Genomic DNA, 17163 nt, shown 5'->3' on the forward strand with positions numbered 1-17163 from the left:
CTCATGATCAGCGTAGGACGGGCTGAATTTGTGTAGGAATGCTTAAGGTTTTTCCTACAAGCGCCTCAGATTGGCTTGATCTACACCCACGGAAATCACCCCTAAGATTCGCCACGTTTTCTTCACCTGTGAGTATTTCACCGTGGCGCGTTCAATTTTTTTCATCAGCCTGCTCTGGGGGCTGTCGTTTTTTGCCCAGGCCAATTTCTCCGTTACCCAAATCGCTCGCGAGCACACGGTGCGGCACGAGCTGGAAGCCAACCTCGATCGTCTGGTCGAGCGTGCACACGAGTTGATCGGCGTGCCGTACCGCTGGGGCGGCATGTCGGTCAAGGGCGGGTTTGATTGCAGCGGCCTGCTGGTCTACCTGTTTCGCCACGAGGCCGATATCAGGATTCCGCGTACCACCGCGGCGATGCTCAAGTCCGGTGCCCGGACCATCAAGCAGAGCCAGCTAAAACGTGGCGACGCGGTGTTCTTCAACCGTAATGGCCAGGGCCGGATCGGCCACGTCGGCCTGTACATCGGCGAAGGGCGTTTCATCCACGCCCCACGGACCGGCAAGAACATTCGTATTGACTCGCTGAGCAACAGTTACTGGGCCAAAAGCTACACGACCGCCAAGCGCTTCCACTAACGCTGGACCATCCGTGGCGGCTTGCACAGGGTGTGGCTGCCTGGTTCCAGGTAGGGCATCAGGATTGGCGCCATGCCCTTGAGCACCTGCACCGGCAAGGCCGAGGTAAAGCGGAAGGATTCCGCCGCACGGCCAGGTACGAAGGCGGTGAGGGTGCCGAAGTGGTTTTCGCCGAGGTAGAACACGAAAGTCGCGGTGCGGTTCAGCGAGCGTGAGCCGATCAGCCGCCCGCCGGCACCGAAGCTTTCGATGCGATTGTCGCCGGTACCGGTCTTGCCGCCCATCACCAGCGGGGTGCCGTCGGCCAGTTTGAAGCTGCCCGACACCCGCCGCGCAGTACCGGCGTCGACCACTTGCGAGAGGGCGCCGCGCAGGGCCCGGGCAACTTCCACCGAGAGCACCCGCTGGCCGAGGTCGGGGTCGCTGGTCAGGCGGGTTTCATACGGGGTGTCGGCGGCGAAGTGCAGGGTGTCGATGCGCAGCACCGGCAGGCGTACGCCATCGTTCTGGATGATCCCGATCAGCTCGGCCAGGGCTGCCGGACGGTCGCCGGAGCTGCCGATGGCGGTGGCCAGCGACGGCACCAGGTGGTCGAACGGGTAGCCGACACGTTTCCAGCGCTGATGAATATCGAGGAAGGCTTCGATTTCCACCAGGGTGCGGATACGGCTGTCGCGTGCGCCCTTGTGCCGGCTCTTGAACAGCCAGCCATAGACTTCCTGACGCTCGAAGTGACCGGCCTCAGCCGCCTCCTGGAAGGTGGCGCTGGGGTGCTGGAGCAGGTAGCCAAGCAGCCACAGGTCCAGTGGATGGACCTTGGCGATAAAGCCCTGGTCGGGCAGGTCGTAGGCGCCCGGGCGGTAGGCTTCGTACAGCTCTTGCAGGCGTTTCTCGGTGACGGTGTTCTGCTTGGTCGCCGGGGTCTTGTTCTCGACCCGGTCCTTTTTCAGGTGCGCCTGGACGAACGCGTTGAAAGTCGCCTGGTCAGCCTCGGGAAACAGGTAGCGGTGCACTGCGGCCAGGCGGATCGGGGTGACCCGCAGGCTGTCGAGGAAGGTGTCCAGGCGCTGCTGCGACGTCTTGCGCTGGTACTTTTTCCAGAACCTGCGCATGTAATCGGTGCCTTCCTTGTCGGCAAAGCGTGCCAGGTACTCCTGGCGGCGCGGCTCGGCATCGTCCTTGAGCAGGCTGGCGCTGTTGCCCGGCTGCTGGTAGGTGCTGTAGCGCACCAGGTCGCGCATCAGGCGAATAAACGGCAGGTTGATCGACTCGCGCAAGGCGTCTTTGAGGGTAGGGATACGGCCGTTGTCTTCCTTGCGAAAGTTGTTGAACACATGCAGGCCGCCGCCAGTGAAGAAGGCTTCGCCGGGGCTGGCGGAATACTTGCGCTCAAGGGCGGCGTTGAGCATGGCGCTGAGGTCGCGGTCCTTGTTCTGGATCAGGTAGTCGATGGCCCAGCGGGTAATGAAGTCCAGTTCCGCCACCGGGACTTTTTTCAGCTCCGCAGCCGGGGTGTTGGCGTACTTGTCGTGCAGTTCGCCGATGATTTCCAGGTAGCTGGTCAGCACCCGCAGCTTGGCGGTCGAGCCCAGCTCGAGCTTGCTGCCTTCGTTGATGTCGAACGGCTGGTCGGTGCTGTCGGTCTGCACCCGCACCCTTGAGCCGTCGGCGGTGCGTTCGAGCAGGGTGAAGCTATAGCGCACCTGGGTGGTACTGGTCGGGGTCAGCAGGCGTTCGCCGAACAGGCCCATTTTTTCCGCAAAGGCCGGGTCGGCGAGGTCCTTGAGGTACTGGCTGACCTGGCCCTGCAAATCCGACTGCAGGGTGCTGGTAGCCGACAGGTCGAGACGGTCGAGGTCGTACAGTGGCCGGCCGAGGGCCGAAGACAGCCGGCTGCGGGCAACGCTGATGCCTTTGTTGGTGACGATTGGCTGAATGGTCGGCTGGGCCACCCAGTCGCGGTAGATGGCCTTGCTGGCCAGGGCGGCGTCCGCCAGCGGCTTGTCGATGATGTTGCTGGCCGCGAGGATGCGGATGTGGCTGTCGGTCAGCAACGCCAGTTCCGCCCGGCCCTTGGACAAAAAGTGCGAGGGCCGGCGTTGAGCGATCATCAGCGACAGCACCTGGCGCAGGGCCAGGCCACGGGCGGCGAGGCTGGCCGGGTCGGTGTCGGTGGACGACAGGGCCTGGTTGACCTGGGCGAAGTCGGCGCCGTACCAGACCCGCAAGCCTTCGGCCATGCCATGTACTTCACCATGCCCGGGAACCGCCGACAGCGGCACGCTATTGAGGTAATCACGGACGATGCGCTGGCGGGCTTCCAGGGTCTGCGGGCCATCCTGATAAGCGCGCACGCTGGCGGAAATCATCTGGCGAATCTTCTCGCTGCCCGAGGCGGTCAGGCCGTCGGGCGAATGCCGGTATTTTTCCAGTTGGGTCGCCAGGGTACTGCCGCCTGCCGACTGGCCGGGCAGGGCCAGGTACTTGGCCACCTGGGTGTAGGCTGCTTTGGCGAAGCGCGGCCAGTCCACGGCGGGGTTGTTCAGTGGGTCGTCGGGGTCGAGCAGGTCGCGGTTCTCGATGAACAGCAGGCTGTGGACGATGACCGGCGGGATCGAGGCGAAGTCGGGGTACAGGTGCTGCGGGTAATGAAACTGGTACAGGGCGTCGCCCTTGCAGTCGGTAATCGACAGGCCTGCCTGAATCTTCTCGGCATAAGGCACGAAAAAGCCATGATCGACGTAGTCCATCAATGCGGGCGAAAAACGCGTCTGTTCATTGATGACGTAGTCCCGCTTGAGCAGGCGCGGCAGGAACTCCCCCAGCGAGCTGTAGCCCAGGCGCTTGTCGAACGGGCCGTCGCCAGGGTAGCGAATGGCATCGCTGGGGCCGGGTTGCATGGAATAACTGAGGGTCGCGGCGAACTGGCTGAATTCTCGCGCCTGCAGGCGCGAAGTGCGCATTTCTTCGGAGGCGGCATAGCCCAGGGCGATCAGGGCGAGCAGCAGCACCAGCCACAAAAGGCGCCACCAAAGACGGCGCTGGCGTGGGCTTTTCGGCAATGGCGAAGGTTCGAGGTGTTCAGAGGGAGCTTCCGTACTGTTCGGTTCCGATTGCCACAATGCGCCCATAGTCTTCAGCCCGGCTACGTATTTTCGTCTTGCTTGCCTGAAGCTTAGACGGTGGCCGGGTTTGGTGAAAAATTTGTAGTCAGTTGCCGGGCATTTCCTAAAAACGTGTCAGAAATGCGCCTTTGGTGGAGCTTGAATTGCCCCGTTTTGGTGCTATGTTAGCCGCCCTGTTTCCTGCAGAGGCTCTAGCACGGGGAATGCCCCTCCGTAGAAGCGGTTTTTGCCGAGAGTTCTCGCCAAATATCGCGCTTTATACAGTGAAATGCCCTGCAGGGGCCTTTCTATACTGCTCGCCCCTTTCGCTCTGCCGGTTTTGCACACCCGGCAGACGGGTCCGCTCACAAGGTGGTGCCCGGCGAGGCAGCGCATCCAGCCTATCGGCGGTGCCAGGCCTGCACGAATGGTCATATCCAATAACAAAATGAGGTTGTATTTCTATGCCAGTCGGCAACCACCCTTCTCATGGTGAGACCGCCCAGGGCGGCCCACTCAAGCGAGAACTCGGCGAACGCCACATTCGCCTGATGGCGCTGGGCGCCTGTATCGGTGTCGGCCTGTTCCTCGGTTCGGCCAAGGCCATCGAAATGGCCGGTCCGGCCATCATGCTGTCGTACATCATTGGCGGTCTGGCGATCCTGGTGATCATGCGCGCCCTTGGCGAGATGGCCGTGCACAACCCGGTAGCCGGCTCGTTCAGCCGCTACGCCCAAGACTACCTCGGCCCGCTGGCGGGTTTTCTTACCGGCTGGAACTACTGGTTCCTGTGGCTGGTGACCTGCGTGGCGGAAATCACCGCGGTGGCCATCTATATGGGCATCTGGTTCCCGGAAGTGCCGCGCTGGATCTGGGCCCTGGCGGCTCTGGGCAGCATGGGCGCGATCAACCTGATCGCGGTCAAGGCCTTCGGTGAGTTCGAGTTCTGGTTCGCCCTGATCAAGATCGTCACCATCATCGCCATGGTCCTGGGCGGCGTCGGCATCATCGCCTTCGGTTTCGGCAACGATGGCGTGGCCATGGGCATCTCCAACCTCTGGAGCAACGGCGGCTTCATGCCCAATGGCGTGACCGGCGTGCTGATGTCGCTGCAGATGGTGATGTTCGCCTACCTGGGCGTCGAGATGATCGGCCTGACCGCCGGTGAAGCGCGCAACCCGCAAAAGACCATTCCCCAGGCCATCGGCTCGGTGTTCTGGCGCATCCTGCTGTTCTACGTCGGCGCCCTGTTCGTGATCCTGTCGATCTACCCGTGGAACGAAATCGGCAGCCAGGGCAGCCCGTTCGTGATGACCTTCGAGCGGCTGGGCATCAAGACTGCTGCCGGTATCATCAACTTCGTGGTGATCACTGCCGCGCTGTCGTCGTGCAACGGCGGCATCTTCAGCACCGGGCGCATGCTCTACAGCCTGGCGCAGAACGGCCAGGCGCCGGCCACCTTTGCCCGCACCTCGAGCAACGGCGTACCGCGCAATGCCTTGCTGCTGTCGATCGCAGCCTTGCTGCTGGGCGTGCTGGCCAACTATCTGGTGCCGGAGAAAGTCTTCGTCTGGGTAACCGCCATTGCCACCTTCGGCGCGATCTGGACCTGGGTGATGATCCTCCTGGCCCAGCTGAAGTTCCGCGCCGGCCTGAGCAACGCCGAGCGCGCTGCCTTGAAGTACCGCATGTGGCTGTGGCCGCTGAGCTCCTACCTGGCGCTGGCGTTCCTGATCCTGGTGGTCGGCTTGATGGCCTACTTCGAGGAAACCCGCGTAGCCCTGTACATCGGCCCGGCGTTCCTGGTGATGCTGACCGTGCTGTACTACGTGTTCAAGCTGTCGCCAAACAGCGTGGAACAGCGCGCGGCAAGTTCGGCGTCCTGATCCTCGCGTAAGTAAAAAAGCCCGTATCCTTGGATACGGGTTTTTTTTTTGGTTCTTCACGGAATCCCGGGGGCTATGATTCTTGGATTGGGTTGCGGGCTTATCCATTCGGTGTGGCGCCGCTGTTGGCCCCTTCCGCCCTTACGGCGGGTCCCTTTTGTTCTTGGCAAAAGGAACCAAAACCGCTCGCTCCAGCATACGGCCCTACGCTGCGCTCCGGGTTCCTTCGCTACGGTGCCTTCCAGGGGCATCGCGGCCTACGACTTGCTTCGCCAAGTCTACGTCTCGCGACTTCGGCCTCGGCCGAAGGGTGCTACGCACCAGCCCCCTCCAGACACCTACGCTCAGCCTCCTGAAGTCGCGAAGTTACGGGCGGCGCCTGCACTGACGCATCTACGAAAGCAGATGTTGGCGAAGCCATGCTGACGCAGGGGCGGGACAAGCCCGCTGATAAAACGAGCACCAACTTGTTTGGTCTTGATCTTGATGTTCATGCACGTACTTCCAGGCGCCGCGAAAAGCGACTTCAGGAGGCCGAGCGTAGGTGCCTGTAGGGGCGGTGCGCAGCACCTTCGGCGGCAGCCGAAGACGCGAGATGTAGACTTGCGAAGCAAGTCGTAGGCCGCGATGCCCCGGAAGGTGCCGTAGCGAGGGGACCCGAAGCGCAGCGTAGGGCCGTATGCAGGAGCAAGCGGTTTTGCCTACTTCTTCCCAAGAGAAAAGTAGGCCGCCGTAAAGGCGGAAGGGGCCAGCAGCAGCCCCACACTGAATGGATAAACTCGCACCCTCAACATCCCAACCCGGGATTCCGTGAAGAACCTTTTTTTTACCTGCGCGAATCAGGTAGCAACCGCCCGCATCGGCTGGGTCAGGCGCTTGTTGAAGTCCAGCCAGGCGCCGAGCAGGGCCATGATCGCGACGCCCACCAGGGCGGTGAATACCTGCATGGCAAAGGCATCGCCGGCCATGGCATTGATCATGTCCGCCAGCGGCGCCAGCAGCACCCCCAGGCAGAATACTTCAAGCGAATAGCGGCCCATGCGCCCGGTTTGCTGCGCCAGCCAGTTCTGCGTCCAGCCGCTGCCGGGCAGCAGCTTGGCGGTGACGTAGGCCAGGGCCAGGAAGTGCAGCAAGCGCACCGGCGACAGGTCGGTCTTGCTGATCGGGTACAGCAGGTTGTTGAGGCTGGCCGGCATCCACGCATCGTGAATCTCTGGCCAGCGCCAGGACAGGGTAATGATGCCGGCTGTCAGTGAATAGGCGGCAGCTGCCAGGAACAGTGGCTGGCGGCGCAACGGTCGGGTTTGTGCTGGCCGCGCCTGCTGCCCGTACAACGCCGCGGCGCCGCCCAGCACGAACAGGAACTGCCAGGTGACCGGGTTGAAGTACCACACGCCATCGGAAAAATTCGCCAGGTTCCAGCCCATGCCGGGGGCCGCCAGGTACACCGCCATCGATACACCGACCACCGCCAGGGTGTTGCGCATCAGCAGCCCCAGCCCCAGCGCCAGGCCGGCCAGTAGCACGATGTACAGCGGCAGCGGGTCCATCAGGTTGGGTTTGAAGCGCAACAGCAGCTCGTCGGTCAGGGCTTGCTGAGGGTTGGTGACGAAGTGGGTAAGACCCATTTCCTCGACCAGGTCGCGAGTTTCTACATGGCTGTTGGCAAAGAACACGATGCCCATCAGCATCGCCAGCAGGAAGATATGCACCACATACAGCACCCAGGTGCGGCGCAGGATTTTCACGCAGGCGATCAGATAACCGTCGCGCTGCAGCACCTTGCCGTAGGCCAGCACTGCAGCGTAGCCGGCAAGGAAGACGAAAACCTCGGCGGCATCGCTGAAGCCGATGTTACGCAGGGTGATCTGGCCTAAAGGGTTGTGGGGGACGTGATCCCAGAAAATGAAGATCAACGCCAGGCCTCGAAAGAAATCGATGCGCGGGTCGCGTCCGTTAAGCATGGCAGCGGGCTCTTGAACAGTGGGTTTAATAGTGACAGGCAGACGCCGGCAAACACATGCGCCGCACGTCGGGCGGGGGGCAGGGTGGCGGTATTGGCGGGTAATTGCAAAAGTTGCGTATTACCGGATGTCTCGATTGGCGCCTGAACAACGGACCGTTGGTCGTAAAACTCGTGTTGCTGATGTTGCTATCAGTGGACGAATCGCTGACGGCATGGCCTGCTGAGCCCAGGCGCAACGTTCAGCGAGGCGTGACAGGCAATGGCCAACATATGGAAAGGATTTTCCACCTACAGCGTAATTGGCATCGCCAATACCCTGGTTCATTGGCAGCTGTTTTTCGTCCTGCGGGTCGAGTTCGACCTGAGCCAGGCCCTGAGCAACCTGCTGGCGTTTTGTGTTGCTGCGAGCCTTTCCTACTACGTCAATGCGCTCTACACCTTCGCCGTGCCGCCCTCGATCGGCCGCTACCTGCTGTTCATGCTGTGTCTGGGCACGGTCAGCCTGGCGGTGGGTTGGCTGGGCGACCACTGGCGGCTGCACGGGATGATCACGGTAGTGAGTTTTTCCCTGATCAGCCTGACCTGCGGCTTCCTGCTGGCCAAATGGCTGGTGTTTCGCGGGGCCGAGTCATGAACGTCTCGCTGATCGTGCCGGTGTTCAACGAAGAACAGGCGCTCAGACTGTTTTACCAGGCTGTGCGTCAAGAACCCTCATTGCAGGCACACTGCATTGAAATCGTCTTCATCAACGACGGCAGCAGCGACCGCACTGCCGAGGTCGCCCGTTCGCTCGCGCTGGCGGACAGGGACGTGGTGCTGATCAACTTCTCGCGCAACTTCGGTAAGGAACCGGCACTGTTCGCCGGCCTGGAGTACGCCAGCGGTGACGCCGTGGTGCCCATGGATGTTGACCTGCAAGACCCGGTAGCGGTGGTTGCGCAGTTGATCGACGCGTGGCGCGACGGTGCCGACGTGGTCCTGGCCAAGCGTCGGGATCGCTCCAACGATGGTTACCTGAAGCGTCGCAGCGCCTCGCTGTTCTATCGTCTGCTTAACCGTATTGCCTACACCCATATTGAAGAAAACGTCGGCGATTTCCGCCTGATGGACCGCAAGGTGGTGGACGTGATCAAGACCTTGCCCGAGCAGCAGTTGTTCATGAAGGGGGTGCTGTCGTGGGCGGGGTTCAACGTCGCCATCGTCGAATACGACCGCGCGCCGAGGGCGGTGGGGCGCAGCAAGTTCAACGCCTGGCGGCTGTGGAACCTGGCGCTGGACGGCATAACTTCGTTCAGCACCTGGCCTTTGCGCTTGTGGAGTTATGTCGGCGCATGCATCTCGTTGTTGGCGTTGCTGTACGCCGGTTACCTGGTAGTGGACAAGCTACTGTTCGGCAATGAGGTGCCCGGATATCCGTCATTGATGACAGCGATACTGTTTCTGGGCGGGGTGCAACTGATCGGTATCGGCATATTGGGGGAGTACATCGGCCGTATCTACATGGAGGCCAAGCATCGACCCCGGTATGTGGTCAAAGAGATCGTCAAGGCCAATGGCACGAGCTATCGAAAAGGGGCCAAGCGTGTTGGCGAGTGAACGGGTGTTAAGCCCCCACCAGGTGCTGTTGTTTTTTATTGTTCTGTCCCTGGCTTACGTGTTTCCCATTGTTCATGCCGACTACGCCTATGTGGATGACAACTGGCGGGCGTTGCTGCAGGCCCAGGGCGCCTGGCGCAATCAAGGCAGAATTCTGCTCGAGTGGCTGTACAAGGTACTGACCTTCAGCCAGGCAACGATCAATATCTTCCCGATGCCCTTGCTGATCAGCATTGTTGCCCTGGCCATGGCCATGGCGCGCCTGACGTTGTGGCTGTTTCCTCGCCCCGGGATTACCAGCTGCCTGGTGATCCTGCCAGTGCTATGCAATCCGTTTTTCCTCGGCAATCTGACCTATCAATACGACGGTCCGGGGATGGTGCTGGCGCTGGTCGCGGTGATCTATGCAATAACCTGCCGGGTTGAACATCGCACTATTCGCACGCTGCTGGCGGCCCTGTTGATTGCCGTAACGCTGAGCCTATATCAACTGAGCATCAGCCTGTTTATTGGCTTGTGCATTGTCGAGTTCATCCGCGGGGTAAGAGACAAGGTTGCGCTCCAGGCAGTGCTGGTGATGCTTGTGGAGCGGCTTGTGCAACTGGTAGTCGGTGGCCTCATGTATTTTCTTACCGTCTACCCACTGGCTGTCGATACCCGCGGCAGCCACCTGCCCGTTGATCAGCAGTGGCTCGGTGTGGTGTGGCAGAAGTTGTGCGTCTCAATGCAGATGCTGGGCTTGCTGATGGCCTCTGCGGGCAATGTGCTGACGCTTGCCCTGCTATTGGGGGCAGGTGCCGGTTTTGTATTGCTCATGGGAAACATTCGCCAGATGCACGGGCGGCCGTCCGCCAGGTTTGGCGTTGCGCTGCTGTACCTGCTCAGCCCGGTGGCCCTGGTCTGGAGTGTGCCGGGCATGATGCTGTTTCTTGTCGAGCCCAACCTTGAGGCTCGAAACTTCATCGGCTTTTCGCCAGTGCTGGTTTTACTGTTGTTGTTCAGTCACGAGTTGCTGGGGCGGGTCTGGCCGGGATTGCGCTGGCTGTTGATCTTGCCAACGCTGTTCATGTTTGCCTTCAGCTATGCCTATGGCCAGGTGATCATCGCCAAGAAAGAACTTGAATCAGCCATGGCGCACTACATTGCCAATGACCTGGTATCACGCAGTGAGCTGCGCGACGTAAACAGGTACACCTACCTGAGGGCACCCGGTGACGGTAACTGGTTGCCCAGAGGACATGGCGCCATCACCCACATGCCGCTACTGAGATACATCCTCAGCGGCTCCAATTCGGTGTTGCATGCGCAGTTTTTTCCCCGGCTGGGGATCAATAATGTCATTGGCGGTGAACGCTCGGACTTTGAGCGGTTGGTGGCGGCAGAGGGCGTGGGCGCGCCGCTGGTGGACAACCGGTTCTATTCGATCTACGTCACCGGTGAGCAGGGCTTCATTGTCATGAAGCCCATCCTGGAAGATGAAAACTACAATCACAACTGGCCCCGCGTCCCCTAGCGTTACCGATTTTCAGGCCGCCGCCACCTCTTGCGGCTCGAAGCTGTCCGCCCGCGCCATCTGCCACATCCGCGAATAGAACTCGCCGTTGACCTCGCCGTTGAGCAATTCACCCGGCTTGAGGAACACATGCATTTGCGAGAACAGCTTGATCTCGGTGGCCGAGATGCGCCGCACCAGGTGCTTGGCTTGCAGTTGCGAGGGGTGATCGAGGCCGGCGGCGGCGAGCATTTCAGCCAGGGCCTTGAGGGTGTTGTGGTGAAAGTTGTGCACCCGCTGGGCCTTGTCGGGCACCACCAGGGCGCGCTGGCGCAGCGGGTCCTGGGTGGCAACGCCAGTTGGGCACTTGTTGGTGTGGCAGCTTTGCGACTGGATGCAGCCGATGGCGAACATGAAGCCGCGCGCCGAGTTGGCCCAGTCGGCGCCGATGGCCAGGACGCTGGCGATGTCGAAGGCGCTGACGATCTTGCCGCTGGCGCCGAGCTTGATCTTGTCGCGCAGGTTCAGGCCCACCAGGGTGTTGTGGACGAACAGCAGGCCTTCGCGCAGTGGCACGCCGATATGGTCGGTAAACTCCACTGGCGCCGCGCCGGTGCCGCCTTCCTTGCCGTCGACGACGATGAAGTCAGGCAGGATGCCGGTTTCCAGCATGGCCTTGGCGATGCCCATGAACTCCCAGGGGTGGCCGAGGCAGAACTTGAAGCCCACCGGTTTGCCACCCGACAGTTCACGCAATTGGGCGATGAACTGCATCATCTCGATCGGGGTAGAGAACGCGCTGTGGCGTGACGGCGAGATGCAGTCTTCACCCATCATCACCCCGCGGGTTTCGGCGATTTCGCGGGTGACCTTGTGCTTGGGCAGGATGCCGCCGTGGCCGGGTTTGGCGCCCTGGCTCATCTTGATTTCGATCATCCGCACTTGCGGGTTACGCGCCTGCTCGGCAAAGCGCTCGGGGTCAAAGCGCCCGTCCGAGGTGCGGCAGCCAAAGTAGCCGCTGCCCAGTTCCCAGGTCAGGTCGCCACCGTGTTCGCGGTGGTAGGGGCTGATGCTGCCTTCACCAGTGTCGTGGGCGAAGTTGCCCAGCTTGGCGCCCTGGTTCAGGGCACGGATGGCGTTGGCGCTGAGTGAGCCGAAGCTCATCGCCGAGATATTGAACACCGACGCCGAGTACGGCTGCGTGCACTGCGGGCCGCCGACGATTACCCGAAAGCTCGACGGGTCGCTGAGCGGCGCCGGGCGCATGGAGTGGCCGATGAACTCGAAACCGGACTGGTACACGTCGATCAGGGTGCCGAAAGGCTTGTCCGAAGCTTCGTTCTTGGCCCGCGCATACACCAGCGAGCGCTGCGCCCGGGAAAACGGCAGGGCATCGCTGTCGGCTTCAAGCAAGTACTGGCGGATTTCCGGGCGAATGCCTTCGACCAGGTAGCGGATATTGCCCAGGATCGGGTAGTTGCGGCGCACCGCGTGACGGCTTTGCAGCAGGTCGCCAAGGCCGATCAGGCTGAGCACGGCGGTCACCAGGGTGAACGGCCACAGCCATTCGTGGTGGAGGAAGGGCAGGCTGACCAGGGTGAACAACACACAGGCAGCGAAGAAGGCGTAGCGGCTGAGAAGTGACAGGCTCATACGGTTTCCTTGCGATGGCACGGTCAGGCTCAGGGCCTGGACAAACCCCGACCTTAGCCCGGTTGGGGTTTCCAGCGCCAGCCCGCAGCGCGCAAGGGCTGCAAGCTTCATCTTGGAATCGAAAATCATTTGTATTTGCGAGCAATTGATATGTTATATAGTATCAGCTCTTGTTCGTTCATTTTCCCAAGAGGCTTGGCCATGAAACCCGGCATTCACCCCGACTATCGCCCCGTGCTGTTCCACGACACTGCCGCCGATGTGTACTTCCTGATCGGCTCGACCGTCGACACTGACCGCAGCCACACCCATAGCGACGGCAAAACCTACCCCTACGTGGCCCTGGATGTTTCCAGCGCTTCGCATCCGATCTATACCGGCCAGCAACGCAAGACCACGGTCGAAGGTCGGGTGGCCGGATTCAACAAGCGCTTTGCCGGGTTCGCCGCGCCGCAGGTCAAGTGACCAGAGCAGCATCGCGGATCAGGCGCTCGCGCCATTCGCCATGCGCCGCCAGTTCATCTTCTGCATTGAACTGGAGCTTGCCGGCAATCAGCGTCGCCACCGGCACACCATCGCGATAAAGCAGGCGATTGCCGCTGACTGCAGGCACCTTGCTGCCCGGCAGCAGGGTGCCGACCAGGTTCAGCGGGTCGCTGGCGCTGATCGCCACCAGGCTGCCATCGAGCGGGCGCCGGCGCACTTCGCGTAGCAGTGCCACGGCCTCGGGCAGGGCGAACTGCTCGCCGGCCAGGCCGCTGATAAAGCGCCCGCCACGGATTTCGCCGCGGGCTTCCAGGCGGTGGTAGCAGCGCAGCAGCTCGCGCCAGCTGGGCAGCCAGTCGGCCTCGCGATCCAGCAAGCGCCAGCACATCACGCCATAGCGGCGCAGCAAGGTGCGGGCGATGTGTTCAAGGTCCTCGTCACGCTTGGCAGTGGGTTTGCGCAACAGCGCCCAGCGCCCGGCGTCTTCCATACCGCCGAACAACGGCCCGCGACCGCGGCGATGGCTACGGCCCTGGCGTTTGCTCGCCGGGGTAATCAGTGCACGCAGGCCGGCAAAGCTGTCGGCGCTGATCAAACCGGCGGCCACCAGCTCTTGCAAGGCGTTTTCCAGTTCGCTGGGCAGCAGGTGGGCGTCGTGCACCAGCTCATCGAAGAACAATGCGCCGTGTTCGCTCAACACCGTGTGTACGCGTTGGGCACGCAGGCCCAGTTCGCTGCTGTCCAGCGCCGGGCTCAGGGCCCGCCACAAGCCCAGGCGGGGGCGTGGCAACAGCACCAGCGGCGTGCTGCGCAGGGTGCTCGCCGCGGCGCTCGGGGCCAGGCGCGCCCAGGCATATTTGCCGGCGCGGCAGGCTTCGTCGAGCCAGCGCGGGCTGTAGTCCTTGAGCCGGGTGGGCAGCAGGTCGCTTTCCCAGGCCGCCGCCGCTGCGGGGTAACCTTCGAACTGATCGAGCACGGCGCTCAGCGCGGCCTGGCCTTGCAGGCGCGAGCCGGGTGCCAGGTGCTGCCAGTCGAACAGAAAGCGGGTGAAGTCCTGCAGGCTGACCGGTTCGATTTCCCGGCGCAGGCGCTTGATGGTGTAGCGATGAATCCGCGCCAGCAGGTGCCGTTCGCACCATTGCAGCGCCTGCTGGCCCGGTTGCTGGCCCGGTTGCTGGTTCGGTTGCTGATTTGGTTGAAAGTAGTACCCGCGCATCACGTAGCCTTCGCCTTCCAGGCGGGCCAGGGCCTGCTCGATGGCGCTGACCGGCAGTTGCAGCGGCGCGGCAATCTGCTCGGTCGTCAGCGGGCCGAAGCCGCTCAGGCGTGCGCGCAGCAGCTCGACCAATGCGGCTTCGGCGTCCATGGCCTGATCAAAGCCGGGCAGGACGCTGACGTCGGGTGTCAGGGGTGCGTTTGGGTACAGGGCGCGCAGCAGCATCAGGCGTTCGCGGGCCAGCCACAATGCTTGGCCACCGCTCAGTTGCAGGCGGCAGGCGCGGCCTTCATTGCCCAGCGCCGCCAGCCACTCTTGCCAGCCGTCATTGGCCTCGGCTTCGGCCTGGCTGATGCAGGCCAGGCTCATCAGAGCCTCATGCATTTCATCGCTGCGGGTGGGCGTCGGCCACGCCTCGCTTTGTACGGCGGCGATGGCCTGCGGGTCGAGCGCGCCGAGGTCATCGCTGCTTTGCGCCTCGTTCCAGCGGCGATTGAGTACGGCCTGGGTGCGTCGTTCTTCTAGCGGCGCATCATCCAGGAAGGTATAGGGCCGGGCGTTGAGAATGGCCGAGGCCAGCGGCGAAGGCGCGGGAAGGTCACGGGCAATCAGCGTGATCTGGCCGTGCTCGATACGCCGCAGCAGCGCCAGCCAGCCTTCGCTGTCCATGGCTTCGTGCAGGCAGTCGTCGAGGGTCTGCTCGACCAGTGGGTGATCGGGAATCTGCCGCTCGCCGGCGAGGTTTTCCAGGCAGGCGATCTGGTCGGGGAACACTGCGGCTATCAGGTCTTCGCTTTTCATCCGCTGGATTTGCGGCGCCACCTTGCGCCCGCCGACAAAGCGCGGCAGGGCCAGCGCGGTGCCGGCATTCCAGCGCCAGCGCACGCCGAACAGCGGCGCATCGAGCAGGGCCTGGATCAGCACCGCCTCGGCGCTGTTGCTGTGCAGGTAACGCCAGACTTCTTCGAGGGCAAAGCTGTGGCTGGCCGACAGCGACAGGACAATCGCATCTTCGCTGGCCGCCGCCTGCAGCTCGAAGTTGAAGGTACGGCAGAAGCGCTTGCGCAGGGCCAGGCCCCAGGCGCGATTGATGCGGCTGCCGAACGGTGAGTGGATGATCAGCTGGGTGCCGCCGGACTCGTCGAAAAAACGCTCCATCACCAGGGTCTGCTGCGAGGGCAGGGCGCCGAGCACCTGGCGAGTATGGGCCAGGTATTCAAGCAATTGCTCGGCGCTGTCCAGGCCCAGGCTCAGCTCGGTCGTCAGCCAGTCGAGCAGCGGTTGCAACTGGCCGTCGGCAGCGCCCAGGCGCTGGTCGATCTCGCCTTGCAAGCGTGCCACGCCTGCCGACAACTCGTCACTGCGCCCCGGCGCTTCACCGAGCCAGAACGGGATGCTCGGCGGCAGGCCCTTGGCGTCCTCGACCCGCACCCGGCCGCTTTCCACGCGCAGGATGCGGTAAGAGGCGTTGCCCAGCTGGAAGATATCGCCAGCGATGCTTTCCACCGCGAAGTCTTCGTTGACCGTGCCGATGTTCAGGCTCTGCGGTTCGAGCACCACGCTGTAGTCGGCGTTATCGGGGATGGTGCCGCCGCTGGTCAGCGCCGTCAGTTGCGCGCCACGGCGCCCGCGCAGGGTACCGTTGACCGCATCGCGGTGCAGATAGGCGCTGCGGATACCCTGGCGACCATTGAAGCCTTCGCCGAGCATGCGCAGCAGCGCCTGGTAGTGGCCTTGATCCAGCTCGGCGTAGGGCATGGCCCGGCGCAGGCAGTCGAACAGCGCCTGTTCATGCCATTCCTGGCTGCTGACTTCGGCGACGATCTGTTGCGCCAATACGTCCAGCGGTGCCTGCGGCACCTGCAGGCGATCGAGCTCGCCGCGCCGTACGCAATCGAGCAACGCTGCGCATTCGATCAGGTCATCGCGCGACAGCGGGAACAGCCGGCCCTTGGGCGTGCCTTCGACCTGGTGCCCGGAGCGCCCGACTCTTTGCAAAAACGCGGCAATCGAGCCGGGCGAGCCAATCTGGCAGACCAGCTCGACCTCACCGATATCGATGCCCAGCTCCAGCGAGGCGGTGGCTACCAGGACCTGCAGCTCACCACGCTTGAGCCGTTGCTCGGCGTCCAGGCGGTACTCCTTGGCCATGCTGCCGTGGTGCGCGGCCACGGCGTCGCGGCCCAGGCGTTCACTCAAATGGCGGGTCAGGCGCTCAGCCAGGCGCCGGGTGTTGACGAACACCAGGGTGGTGCGGTGCTCGCGGGCCAAGGCCGCCAGGCGATCGTAGACCAGGCCCCAGACATCCGTGGCCATCACCGCGCCAAGCGGCACCGGCGGCACTTCCAGGCCCAGGTCGCGGGGGCGGGCATGGCCGATATCGACAATCGCGCACTCGCGCCCCTGGCCCACCAGAAACTGCGCCACGCGCTCGACCGGGCGTTGCGTGGCCGACAGGCCGATGCGCCGCAGTGGCCGCCCGCACAGCGCTTCAAGGCGTTCCAGGCTCAGGGCCAGATGGCTGCCGCGCTTGTTGCCGGCCAGGGCGTGGATTTCGTCGACGATCACCGTGTGCACGCTGGCCAGGCCCTGGCGCCCGGAGGCCGAGCCGAGCAACACATACAGCGATTCGGGGGTGGTCACCAGAATATGCGGCGCCTGGCGGCGCATGGCTGTGCGTTCTTTTTGCGGGGTATCGCCGCTGCGCACCGCCGTGCGGATTTCCAGCGGCGCCAGGCCTTGCTCGGCCAGTACCGCGTTGATCCCGGCCAGCGGCGCCTGCAGGTTGATCTGGATATCGTTGGACAGCGCCTTGAGTGGCGAGACGTAGACCACCTGGGTCTGGTCCGGCAACTGGCCGGCGGCCAGGCCCTGCACGAACAGCTCGTCGAGGATGGCCAGGAAGGCAGTGAGGGTTTTGCCCGAGCCGGTAGGCGCTGCCACCAACAACGATTGCCCGCTGCCGATCAACGGCCAGGCCCGGGCCTGGGCGGCGGTGACCGTCGGGAACTGGCGCTCGAACCAGGTGCGGACCGCGCGGTGGAAGGCGTCCAGTTCCGGGTGCTTGCAGGCGGGAAGACTCATGGCCTGTTTATGCGGCCAATGGCGCGGGCTTGCAAGGGGCGTT

At 63.0% G+C, this 17163-nt stretch carries 11 protein-coding genes; 6 read left to right on the forward strand and 5 right to left on the reverse strand.

From position 1 onward, the window contains the following. Positions 1-142: 142 nt before the first annotated feature. Positions 143-637, forward strand: a complete 495-nt coding sequence (locus tag JYG36_RS06510) for a C40 family peptidase (protein WP_045197678.1) — start codon at positions 143-145, stop codon at positions 635-637. Here the strand turns inward: JYG36_RS06510 and JYG36_RS06515 are convergent. Then, the gene (locus JYG36_RS06515; RefSeq protein WP_213603419.1) at positions 634-3768 is read right to left on the reverse strand and encodes a transglycosylase domain-containing protein; all 3135 of its coding nucleotides are present in this window, start codon (positions 3766-3768) and stop codon (positions 634-636) included. The two genes, JYG36_RS06510 and JYG36_RS06515, sit on opposite strands and share 4 nt — an antisense overlap. 437 nt (positions 3769-4205) lie before the next feature. On the opposite strand from JYG36_RS06515, the gene JYG36_RS06520 reads away from it, so the two are divergent. After that, positions 4206-5627: an amino acid permease gene (locus JYG36_RS06520; RefSeq protein ID WP_045197680.1), complete on the forward strand. Its 1422-nt coding sequence runs from the start codon at positions 4206-4208 to the stop codon at positions 5625-5627. Between the two features lie 344 nt (positions 5628-5971). Here the strand turns inward: JYG36_RS06520 and JYG36_RS06525 are convergent, their stop codons facing one another. Further along, positions 5972-6121 carry a hypothetical protein gene (locus tag JYG36_RS06525; protein WP_213603422.1) on the reverse strand — a complete coding sequence of 50 codons (150 nt, stop codon included), beginning with the start codon at positions 6119-6121 and terminating at the stop codon, positions 5972-5974. 345 nt (positions 6122-6466) lie between these two features. Continuing rightward, on the reverse strand, positions 6467-7591 hold the full coding sequence (locus JYG36_RS06530) for an OpgC family protein (RefSeq protein WP_213603425.1): 1125 nt from the start codon (positions 7589-7591) through the stop codon (positions 6467-6469). Between the two features lie 261 nt (positions 7592-7852). On the opposite strand from JYG36_RS06530, the gene JYG36_RS06535 reads away from it, so the two are divergent. From JYG36_RS06535 to JYG36_RS06545, 3 genes are read left to right on the forward strand one after another with little or no spacing between them, the layout of a single operon-like run. Continuing rightward, complete coding sequence (locus JYG36_RS06535; protein WP_038999075.1) at positions 7853-8227, forward strand: GtrA family protein; 375 nt, start codon at positions 7853-7855, stop codon at positions 8225-8227. Then, a complete protein-coding gene (locus JYG36_RS06540; RefSeq protein ID WP_213603427.1) occupies positions 8224-9189 on the forward strand; it encodes a glycosyltransferase family 2 protein in 966 nt (321 codons plus the stop codon). The genes JYG36_RS06535 and JYG36_RS06540 overlap by 4 nt, the downstream gene beginning before the upstream one ends. Further along, complete coding sequence (locus JYG36_RS06545; RefSeq protein WP_249744403.1) at positions 9176-10702, forward strand: glucosyltransferase domain-containing protein; 1527 nt, start codon at positions 9176-9178, stop codon at positions 10700-10702. Before JYG36_RS06540 ends, JYG36_RS06545 begins: the two co-directional genes overlap by 14 nt. Before the next feature lie 12 nt (positions 10703-10714). Here the strand turns inward: JYG36_RS06545 and JYG36_RS06550 are convergent, their stop codons facing one another. Continuing rightward, positions 10715-12334 (reverse strand): FMN-binding glutamate synthase family protein, encoded by a 1620-nt coding sequence (locus JYG36_RS06550; protein ID WP_093380093.1) that lies wholly within the window; start codon positions 12332-12334, stop codon positions 10715-10717. 201 nt (positions 12335-12535) lie between these two features. Between JYG36_RS06550 and JYG36_RS06555 the strand changes: the two genes are divergently transcribed. After that, positions 12536-12799, forward strand: coding sequence for a type B 50S ribosomal protein L31 (locus JYG36_RS06555; RefSeq protein WP_045197685.1), 264 nt, complete (start codon positions 12536-12538; stop codon positions 12797-12799). On the opposite strand, the gene JYG36_RS06560 is transcribed toward JYG36_RS06555, so the two are convergent. Continuing rightward, on the reverse strand, positions 12792-17120 hold the full coding sequence (locus JYG36_RS06560; protein WP_213603429.1) for a DEAD/DEAH box helicase: 4329 nt from the start codon (positions 17118-17120) through the stop codon (positions 12792-12794). The genes JYG36_RS06555 and JYG36_RS06560 overlap by 8 nt on opposite strands. Positions 17121-17163: the final 43 nt, after the last annotated feature.

Origin of the sequence: Pseudomonas sp. SORT22 (genome assembly GCF_018417635.1) — a bacterium.
Lineage (GTDB): Bacteria > Pseudomonadota > Gammaproteobacteria > Pseudomonadales > Pseudomonadaceae > Aquipseudomonas.

Coding starts and splice junctions, on each gene's coding strand:
- JYG36_RS06540 (WP_213603427.1), top strand. CDS start 8,224: ATGAACGTCTCGCTGATCGTGCCGGTGTTCAACGAAGAACAGGCGCTC.
- JYG36_RS06550 (WP_093380093.1), bottom strand. CDS start 12,334: ATGAGCCTGTCACTTCTCAGCCGCTACGCCTTCTTCGCTGCCTGTGTG.
- JYG36_RS06555 (WP_045197685.1), top strand. CDS start 12,536: ATGAAACCCGGCATTCACCCCGACTATCGCCCCGTGCTGTTCCACGAC.
- JYG36_RS06515 (WP_213603419.1), bottom strand. CDS start 3,768: ATGGGCGCATTGTGGCAATCGGAACCGAACAGTACGGAAGCTCCCTCT.
- JYG36_RS06525 (WP_213603422.1), bottom strand. CDS start 6,121: ATGAACATCAAGATCAAGACCAAACAAGTTGGTGCTCGTTTTATCAGC.
- JYG36_RS06535 (WP_038999075.1), top strand. CDS start 7,853: ATGGCCAACATATGGAAAGGATTTTCCACCTACAGCGTAATTGGCATC.
- JYG36_RS06560 (WP_213603429.1), bottom strand. CDS start 17,120: ATGAGTCTTCCCGCCTGCAAGCACCCGGAACTGGACGCCTTCCACCGC.
- JYG36_RS06530 (WP_213603425.1), bottom strand. CDS start 7,591: ATGCTTAACGGACGCGACCCGCGCATCGATTTCTTTCGAGGCCTGGCG.
- JYG36_RS06520 (WP_045197680.1), top strand. CDS start 4,206: ATGCCAGTCGGCAACCACCCTTCTCATGGTGAGACCGCCCAGGGCGGC.